Genomic DNA, 9,101 nt, shown 5'->3' with positions numbered 1-9,101 from the left:
TGGGCCCGTCGAGTTGTTCGAGCGTGAGCATCTGCCGGGCCATTCAGCCCCCTCGCTGCCGACCTCTCTGCCCGCACCGAAGGAGCCGCAGCCATGAACGGTGTGGGCATCCTGTGGGTGGACATTGACACCCAGCATGCGGCGGCCGCGCGGCGGCTCATGGCAACGCGTTACCCCGACTGGCGGGTGGTCAACAGCCCCACGCCAGAAACTGCCAAGGCTCCCCTCGCCAGCCAGGCCTGGGATGCCGTGGTGCTGTGCCTCAAGCCCACCGACCAGGAACTGCCCGGCCTGCTGGAGCTGTGCGCTGGCCGCCCGGTGCTGATGTGCATCGATGCAGCGCAAGAGGCCCTGGCTGCGCGCGCCTTTCGCTGCGGGCTGGGCGACTATGTGCTGCGCGAGGCCGATGGCGTAGCGCACCTGAGCGAGCTGCTCAACCGCCTGGTGGCGCTGGTGCAAGGCGCCAAGGGGCAGGGCCAGCCCGTGCGCATGGTGGATGCCCGCATCTGGCAAGAGGCTCTGACCATGCTGCAGGAGCAGCGCTCGGCCCTGCAGGCCACGCTGGCCAGCATGAGCCAGGGCATCTTCAAGACCGGGCCCGATGGCCGCATCACCGTCTACAACGAGCGCGTGCTGGAGCTGCTGAACTTGCCCGAGTCACTGATGGCCACCCGCCCCACGCTGGCTGACCTGACGCGCGTGCAGGCTGAGCGCGGTGACTTTGGCGAGGGCTATAGCCTGGTGGACCGGCGTGGACACGACTATGTGGCCCAGGGTGCTGTCGCTGCGGCCCCGGCGCTGTACTGGCGCACCACACGCGATGGCCGTACGTTCGAGGTCCGCACCACCACGCTGGCCGATGGCAGCCTGGTGCGTACGTTTGCCGATGTGAGCGACTACGTGCGTGTGGAGAACGAGCTGCGCGAGAGCGAGGCGCGCTTCCGGTCCCTGAGCGACCTGTCGTCCGACTGGTACTGGGAGCACGATGCCGAGGGCCGCTTTGTGCAACTGGCGGGCGACCTGAGCGTGAACGGCATCCCGCTGTCGGACGTGATGGGGCGCACGCGCTGGGAGATCGGCGCCCTGAACATGACCGATGCCGACTGGGCTGCGCACCGCGCGGTGCTGGCCGCGCACCAGCCGTTCCGTGACCTGGAGCTGCAACGCCGGCGCGCGGACGGCAGCATGCACTGGATCTCGGTCAGCGGCGTGCCGGTGTTTGATGCCAACGGCGCGCTGCGTGGCTACCGGGGCGTGGGCCGCGACATCACCGAACGCAAGCAGGTCGAGAGCCAGATCGAACGCCTGGCGTTCTATGACTCGCTGACCGGTCTGCCCAACCGCCGCTTGCTGGTGGACCGGCTGCAACACGCCACGCTGGCGGTTGCGCGCTCTGACACCCAGGGCGCGCTGCTGTTCATTGACCTTGACAACTTCAAGGACCTCAACGATACGCTGGGCCATGACACCGGCGACCAATTGCTGCTGCAGGTGGCGCAGCGCCTGAAGGGCTGCGTTCGGGAGTCCGACACCGTGGCCCGTTTTGGTGGCGACGAGTTCGTGGTGCTGGTGGAGGGCCTCAGCCCCGACCCCTCCCACGCAAGCGCCGAGGCTGCGCTGGTGGCCAGCCACATCATCACCACGCTGGGCAAGCCCTATGCGCTGGGCGATGCCAGCCACCACAGCACACCCAGCATAGGCATCGCGCTGTTTGGCCAGCAGACCGTGAGCGTGGATGAGCTGCTCAAACATGCCGACTTGGCCATGTACCAGGCCAAGGCGGCGGGGCGCAACACCCAGCGCTTCTTCGACCCCGACATGCAAGCGGCCGTGAGCAACCGCTCGGCCCTGGAGGCCGACCTGCGCCGCGGCCTGCAAGACAAGGAGCTGGTGCTGTACTACCAGCCGGTGGTGGACGGCAAGGGCCGCCTGCAGGGTGCCGAGGCCCTGGTGCGCTGGCGCCACCCGCGCCGGGGCATGGTCTCACCCGCCGAATTCATACCGCTGGCGGAGCAGACCGGACTCATCCTGCCGTTGGGGCAATGGGTGATGGAGACGGCCTGTGCACAGCTGGTGGCTTGGCAGCGCAGCTCGCTCACGCGACAGTTCTTCCTGTCGGTGAACGTGAGCGTGCGGCAGTTCCGCCAGCCCGACTTTGTGGAGCAAGTGCTGGGCGTGCTCGATGCCACAGGCGCCAACCCGGAGCGCCTCAAGCTCGAACTCACCGAGAGCCTCTTGATGGCCGATGTGGAAGATGTGATTGCGCGCATGGAGCATCTGCGCCGCTACGGCGTAGGCTTCTCGCTGGACGACTTTGGCACCGGCTATTCCAGCCTGAGCTACCTCAAGCGCTTGCCGCTCGACCAGCTCAAGATCGACCAGGGCTTTGTGCGCGACCTGCAGACCGATCCCAACGACGCCGCCATTGTGCGCACCATCCTGGCCTTGGCCGACAGCCTGGACCTGGCGGTGGTGGCTGAGGGCGTGGAGACCACGGGCCAGCTGGAGTTCTTGCAGCGCTACGGCTGCAAGGCCTTTCAGGGCTACCTGTTTGGCCGGCCCATGCCCGCCGAAGTGCTGGAGCGTGCGCTACGGCCTGCGCTATGACCTGCGCTAAGGCAAAGGTCCGTCGGCGCGCGCAGTTCACAATCGCGCCATGAAAAAACAGGTGTTGGTCGCCGGTGGCGGCATTGGCGGCTTGGCTGCTGCGTTGGGCGCATCCCGGGCCGGGTGGGAGGTGCGGCTGTACGAGCGCGCTGCTGCGTTCAGCGAAGTGGGTGCGGGCGTGCAGATCGGGCCCAACGTGGTGCGCCGCTTGCAGGCCTGGGGTCTGCAGCAGCCGCTGCAGGCGGTGGCTGCCTTCCCCAGCCGGTTGCAGGTGCGCAACGCCGTCAGCGGCCAAGAGCTGGCCGTGTTGCCCCTGGGGCCCACGGCGGTGGAGCGCTATGGCGCGGCCTACGCCACCATTCACCGAGCGGACCTGCATGGCCTGTTGCTGTCCGCCGTGACCAAGTACACCGACACGCAATGGCATCTGGAGCATGCGATCGACAGCTTTGCCGATGCCGACGGCGTGGTCACCGTGCGCACCAGCCGGGGCAAGCAGGTTGAGGGCGATGCCCTGATCGGTGCCGATGGCCTGTGGAGCCGCACGCGCACCCAGCTTCTGGGCGCGGTACCGCCACGCGTGACGGGGCACCTGGCCTACCGCGCACTGGTGCCGCAGCATGCGCTGCCCGATACCTTGCGCACGGCGCAGGTCACCGCCTGGCTGGGCCCACGCCTGCACGCGGTGCAGTACCCCGTGCGTCGGGGCGAGCTGCAAAACCTGGTGGTCATTGTGCAAGGGCCCGCACCGCAAGACCTGGAGAACTGGGACCACGCCGCCAATGCCGCAGGCCTGGAGCACGCACTGCAAGGCACCTGCACCGCGCTGCAGGACGTGGTGCGCAGCGTGAGTGCCGCAGGTGGGGCGGGCTGGCGCCTGTGGCCCTTGTGTGACCGCCCGCCGGTGCGCAGCGCCGATGAGATGGCACAAGGCCTGGTGGGCCTGCTGGGCGATGCCGCGCACCCCATGCGGCCTTACCTGGCCCAGGGCGCGGGCATGGCGATTGAAGACGCGGCCGAGTTGCAGCGTGCTTTGGCCATGCACGACCTCGATGTGCCGCTGCGTCTGCGCCGCTATGCGCTCAACCGCTGGCAGCGCAACGCGCGGGTGCAGGCACGGTCGACACGCAATGGTCGCATCTTCCACGCCACGGGGCCGGTGCGCTGGGGGCGGGACCTGTCGCTGCGCCTGCTGGGCGAGCGCCTGCTGGATGTGCCCTGGTTGTACCGGGGCGACGGCTCCAGCGCCAGTTCGTTGTGACGGTTGGCGTGGGGGGGCGCACTGCGGATAAGCCGTTGGCGCATGGCCCATGCATGCGGTATCAACCGGACATTCCAGTTGTCAGGACATTCCCTATCCGGTGCAACCCGCGAGCGCGTTTTGCAGGGTGAACTTTGCGCAGTGTGCCACGCTCTATCCCTGTGTGTGCAATGCCACAAAAAGGCCGGCCACACACCCGCGAATTTGCTGTTCAAGCGCAGGTCGTGGTGCTACAAAGAGCCAAGCCGGTAGCGATTGCCAATGCAACACCGTGGCACCACCTGAGCCCGCCAGGGGTGCCGCTACAGGAGGTCGTATGGATGCCATCAGCAACTTCGCCGCGCGCTATGCCCGTAGCCGCGAAGAGGAAATGTCGATCGACGAGTACCTCGCCGAGTGCAAGCGTGACCCCATGGCCTATGCCACATCGGCCCAGCGCATGCTGGCAGCGATTGGCGAGCCCGAGATGGTGGACACGCGCAACGACCCGCGCCTGTCGCGGCTCTTTGCCAACAAGGTCATCAAGCGTTACCCCGCATTCACCGAGTTCTACGGCATGGAGGAGTCCATCGAGCAGGTGGTGAGCTTCTTCCGCCATGCCGCGCAGGGGTTGGAGGAACGCAAGCAGATCCTCTACCTGCTGGGCCCTGTGGGCGGTGGCAAAAGCTCCATTGCAGAGCGCCTCAAGGCGCTGATGCAGAAGGTGCCGTTCTATGCGCTCAAGGGCTCGCCGGTCAACGAATCACCGCTGGGTCTGTTCGACGCCGCAGAAGACGGCCCGGTGCTGGAGGAGCAGTTCGGCATTCCGCGCCGCTACCTGCAGCGCGTGCTGTCGCCTTGGGCGGTGAAGCGGCTGGAAGAGTACGGCGGTGACATCCGCCAGTTCCGGGTGGTCAAGCGCTACCCCAGCGTGCTCAAGCAGGTGGGCATTGCCAAGACCGAGCCGGGCGACGAGAACAACCAGGACATCTCCAGCCTGGTGGGCAAGGTGGACATCCGCAAGCTCGAAACCTTTGCACAGGACGATACCGACGCCTACAGCTACAGCGGCGGCTTGTGTCTGGCCAACCAGGGGCTGCTCGAATTCGTGGAAATGTTCAAGGCGCCCATCAAGGTACTGCATCCGTTGCTCACGGCCACGCAGGAGGGCAACTACAAGGGCACCGAAGGTTTTGGGGCGATTCCGTTTGATGGCGTGGTGCTGGCCCACAGCAACGAAAGCGAGTGGAAGGCGTTTCGCAACAACAAGAACAACGAGGCGTTTCTCGACCGCATCTACATCGTCAAGGTGCCATACTGCCTGCGCGTGAGCGAGGAGATCCGCATCTACGAAAAGCTCATCCGCGAATCGTCGCTGGGCAACGCCGTGTGTGCGCCCGGTACGCTCAAGATGATGGCCCAGTTCGCCATCCTCACGCGCCTGAAAGAGCCCGAGAACTCCAGCATCTTCAGCAAGATGCAGGTGTACGACGGCGAGAGCCTCAAGGACACCGACCCGCGCGCCAAGAGCTACCAGGAGTACCGCGACTACGCGGGCGTGGACGAGGGCATGACGGGCATCTCCACCCGCTTTGCGTTCAAGATTTTGTCCAAGGTGTTCAACTTCGACAGCGCCGAGGTGGCCGCCAACCCAGTGCACCTGATGTATGTGCTGGAGCAGCAGATCGAGCGCGAGCAGTTCGCCACCGATCTGGAGACCAAGTACACCGGCTACATCAAGGAGTTCCTGTCGCCGCGCTACGCCGAGTTCATCGGCAAGGAGATCCAGACGGCCTACCTGGAAAGCTACAGCGAATACGGTCAGAACATCTTCGACCGCTACGTCACCTACGCCGACTACTGGATCCAGGACAACGAGTACCGCGACACCGACACCGGCGAGGTGTTCGACCGCAGCGCGCTCAACGCCGAGCTGGAGAAGATCGAGAAGCCCGCAGGCATCGCCAACCCCAAGGACTTCCGCAACGAGATCGTCAACTTTGTGCTGCGGGCGCGCGCCAACAACCAGGGCAAGAACCCGAGCTGGACCAGCTACGAAAAACTGCGGCTGGTGATCGAGAAGAAGATGTTCTCCAACACCGAAGAGCTGCTGCCGGTGATCAGCTTCAACGCCAAGGCCAGCGCCGAAGAGGCCCGCAAGCACGAGGACTTCGTCACCCGCATGGTGAACAAGGGCTACACGCCCAAGCAGGTGCGGCTGCTGTGCGAGTGGTATCTGCGCGTGCGCAAGAGTAGCTAGGGGCGGTGCCTGGGCCACAGGCCCTGCATGGGGAACGGGAGCAACGGATGGCATTGCAAATCATCGACCGCAGGCTCGCTGGCAAGAACAAGTCGGTGGGCAACCGCGAGCGATTTGTTCGCCGCTACAAGGAACAGATCGCGGATGCGGTGCGCCGTGCCGTCTCGCAGCGCGGCATCCGCGACATGGAGCAGGCCGAGAGCATCACCATCCCGCGCAAGGACATCAGCGAGCCCGTATTCCACCACGGTCAGGGCGGCATCCGCGACACCGTGCACCCCGGCAATGCAGAGCATGTGCGTGGCGACCGCATCGAGCGGCCCCAGGGCGGGGCGGGCGGGCGCGGCTCGCAGGCCAGTGACAGCGGCGAGGGCGAAGACGACTTCACCTTCACGCTGACCAAGGAAGAGTTCATGCAGCTCTTTTTTGAAGACCTCGCACTGCCGCACCTGCTGCGCACCCATATTGGCGAGAACCCGCAGTGGAAGTCGCGCCGCGCGGGCTACAGCCAGGACGGCATCCCCAACAACCTGGCCGTGCTGCGCACCATGCGCGGCGCTTTGGGCCGGCGCATTGCACTGGGCAAGTCGGCGCACCGCGAGCTGCTGGCGCTGCAGGCCGAACTGGACGCCCTGCTGGCGCAGGACGACGGCACCAGTGAGGCGGTGGCTGAGTTGCAGCGCCGCATCGATGCGCTCGCGGCGCGCATCGGCAAGATTCCGTACCTCGACCCCATCGACCTGCGCTTTCGTGCGCGCACGCCGGTGCCCGTGCCCAGCAGCCAGGCGGTGATGTTCTGCGTGATGGATGTGTCGGGCTCCATGGACGAGACGCGCAAGGACCTGGCCAAGCGGTTCTTCATCCTGCTGTACCTGTTCCTCACACGGCACTACGAGACCATCGACATCGTGTTCATCCGCCACCACACCCAGGCGGCCGAGGTGAGCGAGGAGCAGTTCTTCCATTCCACCGAAAGCGGCGGCACGGTGGTGAGCAGCGCGCTGGTGCTGCTGGACCAGATCATCCGTGCGCGCTACCCGCAGGGCGACTGGAACATTTACGTGGCCCAGGCCAGCGACGGTGACAACTTCACCAACGACAGCGGCGTCTGCCGCAACCTGCTGGTGGACAAGATCCTGCCGCTGGTGCGCTACTTTGCCTATGTGCAGGTGGCCGAGGAAGAACAGAACCTGTGGGACGAGTACAGCCAGCTCGCGCCGCTGTACTCCCACTTTGCGATGCGCAAGGTCTCCGCACCCGGTGACATCTACCCGGTATTCCGCGATCTCTTCAAGAAAGAGGGGGTGGCCGCATGAACAGCGTTGTGCAGTACCCCGTGCTGGAGCGCCGCCTCAGCGACAACCCCTGGAAGGCCGCTGCCGTGGGCGAGCGCCGCCACCGTGCCGTGCCCGGCCAGCCCCTGCCTGCAGGCGCGCGGCCGGCCGAGCCGTTGCCCGACCCGAGCGACTGGACGTTCGAGCTGATCGAGCGCTACCACGCGGCCATTGCCGCCACGGCCGAGCGCTTTGGTCTTGACACCTACCCCAACCAGCTGGAGATCATCACCGCCGAACAGATGATGGACGCCTACTCCAGCGTGGGCATGCCGGTGAACTACCGGCGCTGGAGCTACGGCAAGGAGTTTCTGGCCACCGAACGGCGCTACCGGCGCGGGCACATGGGCCTGGCATACGAGATCGTCATCAACTCCAACCCCTGCATCAGCTACCTGATGGAGGAGAACACCACCGCCATGCAGGCGCTGGTGATTGCGCATGCCGCCTATGGCCACAACAGCTTCTTCAAGGGCAACTACCTGTTTCGCATGTGGACCGATGCGTCCAGCATCATCGACTACCTGGTGTATGCCAAGGACTATGTGGCCCAGTGTGAGGAGCGCTACGGCACGAGTGAAGTGGAGCGCCTGCTCGACTCCTGCCATGCCCTGGCCAACTTTGGCGTGGACCGCTACCGCCGCCCGTCCAAGAAGAACCTGGCGCGCGAGCGGCTTGAACGCGCGCAGCGCGAGGCCTACGCCCAGCAGCAGGTGAACGAGCTGTGGCGCACCCTGCCCACGCGCCCCGGCAAGGAAGGTGCGGCGCAAGAGGCAGACCGCTTCCCCAGGGAGCCGCAAGAGAACATCCTGTACTTCATCGAAAAAAACGCGCCCCTGCTGGAGCCCTGGCAGCGCGAGATCGTGCGCATCGTGCGCAAGATCGCCCAATATTTCTACCCCCAGCGCCAGACCCAGGTCATGAACGAAGGCTGGGCCACGTTCTGGCACTACACGCTGCTCAACACGCTGTACGACGAGGGGTATCTGAGTGATGGCGTGATGATCGAATGGCTGGGCTCGCACACCAACGTGGTCTACCAGCCACCCGTGGGGCACCGTGCCTATAGCGGCATCAACCCCTACGCGCTGGGGTTTGCCATGTACCGCGACATTCAGCGCATCTGCCAGCACCCCACCGAGGAGGACCGGCACTGGTTCCCCGACATCGCAGGCACCCCCTGGCTGCCTGCGCTCGACCATGCCATGCGCAACTTCAAGGACGAGAGCTTCATCGGCCAGTACCTCAGCCCGCACCTGATGCGCGAGATGCGCCTGTTTGCGCTGCATGACGACGCTGGCGAGCGCGATCTGGTGGTCAGCGAGATCCACGACGAAAACGGCTACCGCAGCCTGCGCCAGATGCTGTCGCAGCAGTACGACCTGGGCACGCGCGAGCCCAACATCCAGGTGTGGAACGTGAACCTGCGCGGCGACCGCAGCCTGACCCTGCGCCACACCCAGTACCAGGGCCGCCCGCTGGCCGACGACACGCAGGAGGTGCTCAAGCACGTGGCGCGGCTGTGGGGCTTTGGGGTGCAGATCGAGAGTGCGGACGCCGATGGCAACCACCCGGTGCTGCTGCACCAGGTGCCCGCCTCAGCCACCTGACCGGGCTGCGCTGGCACCTGCGCGGCGGTTGAGGGAAGATTGCTCTGTTT

General features: G+C 65.7%; 5 protein-coding genes. All 5 read left to right on the top strand.

Annotation, left to right across the window (positions count from 1 at the left end; translation table 11 throughout):
- Nucleotides 1-93: 93 nt before the first annotated feature.
- Nucleotides 94-2,607: a putative bifunctional diguanylate cyclase/phosphodiesterase gene (locus tag N4G42_RS18815; protein ID WP_260668262.1), complete on the top strand. Its 2,514-nt coding sequence runs from the start codon at nucleotides 94-96 to the stop codon at nucleotides 2,605-2,607.
- A 49-nt stretch (nucleotides 2,608-2,656) separates the two neighbouring features.
- Nucleotides 2,657-3,868 carry an FAD-dependent monooxygenase gene (locus tag N4G42_RS18810; RefSeq protein WP_260668261.1) on the top strand — a complete coding sequence of 404 codons (1,212 nt, stop codon included), beginning with the start codon at nucleotides 2,657-2,659 and terminating at the stop codon, nucleotides 3,866-3,868.
- A 316-nt stretch (nucleotides 3,869-4,184) separates the two neighbouring features.
- Nucleotides 4,185-6,107, top strand: coding sequence for a PrkA family serine protein kinase (locus N4G42_RS18805; RefSeq protein ID WP_015015409.1), 1,923 nt, complete (start codon nucleotides 4,185-4,187; stop codon nucleotides 6,105-6,107).
- 47 nt (nucleotides 6,108-6,154) lie between these two features.
- Entirely contained in the window at nucleotides 6,155-7,423 is a 1,269-nt protein-coding gene (locus N4G42_RS18800) for a YeaH/YhbH family protein (protein ID WP_260668260.1), read from the top strand.
- Nucleotides 7,420-9,051 carry a SpoVR family protein gene (locus N4G42_RS18795; protein ID WP_260668259.1) on the top strand — a complete coding sequence of 544 codons (1,632 nt, stop codon included), beginning with the start codon at nucleotides 7,420-7,422 and terminating at the stop codon, nucleotides 9,049-9,051. Before N4G42_RS18800 ends, N4G42_RS18795 begins: the two co-directional genes overlap by 4 nt.
- Nucleotides 9,052-9,101 lie beyond the last annotated feature (50 nt).

Origin of the sequence: Acidovorax sp. K2F (assembly GCF_025246485.1) — a bacterium.
Taxonomy (GTDB): domain Bacteria; phylum Pseudomonadota; class Gammaproteobacteria; order Burkholderiales; family Burkholderiaceae_C; genus Acidovorax; species Acidovorax delafieldii.
This window is presented reverse-complemented; position numbering and strand designations above follow the sequence as displayed.

Bases quoted from the DNA above. Each gene is read 5' to 3' on its own strand.
- N4G42_RS18805 (WP_015015409.1), top strand. From the start codon at position 4,185: ATGGATGCCATCAGCAACTTCGCCGCGCGCTATGCCCGTAGCCGCGAA.
- N4G42_RS18810 (WP_260668261.1), top strand. From the start codon at position 2,657: ATGAAAAAACAGGTGTTGGTCGCCGGTGGCGGCATTGGCGGCTTGGCT.
- N4G42_RS18800 (WP_260668260.1), top strand. From the start codon at position 6,155: ATGGCATTGCAAATCATCGACCGCAGGCTCGCTGGCAAGAACAAGTCG.
- N4G42_RS18815 (WP_260668262.1), top strand. From the start codon at position 94: ATGAACGGTGTGGGCATCCTGTGGGTGGACATTGACACCCAGCATGCG.
- N4G42_RS18795 (WP_260668259.1), top strand. From the start codon at position 7,420: ATGAACAGCGTTGTGCAGTACCCCGTGCTGGAGCGCCGCCTCAGCGAC.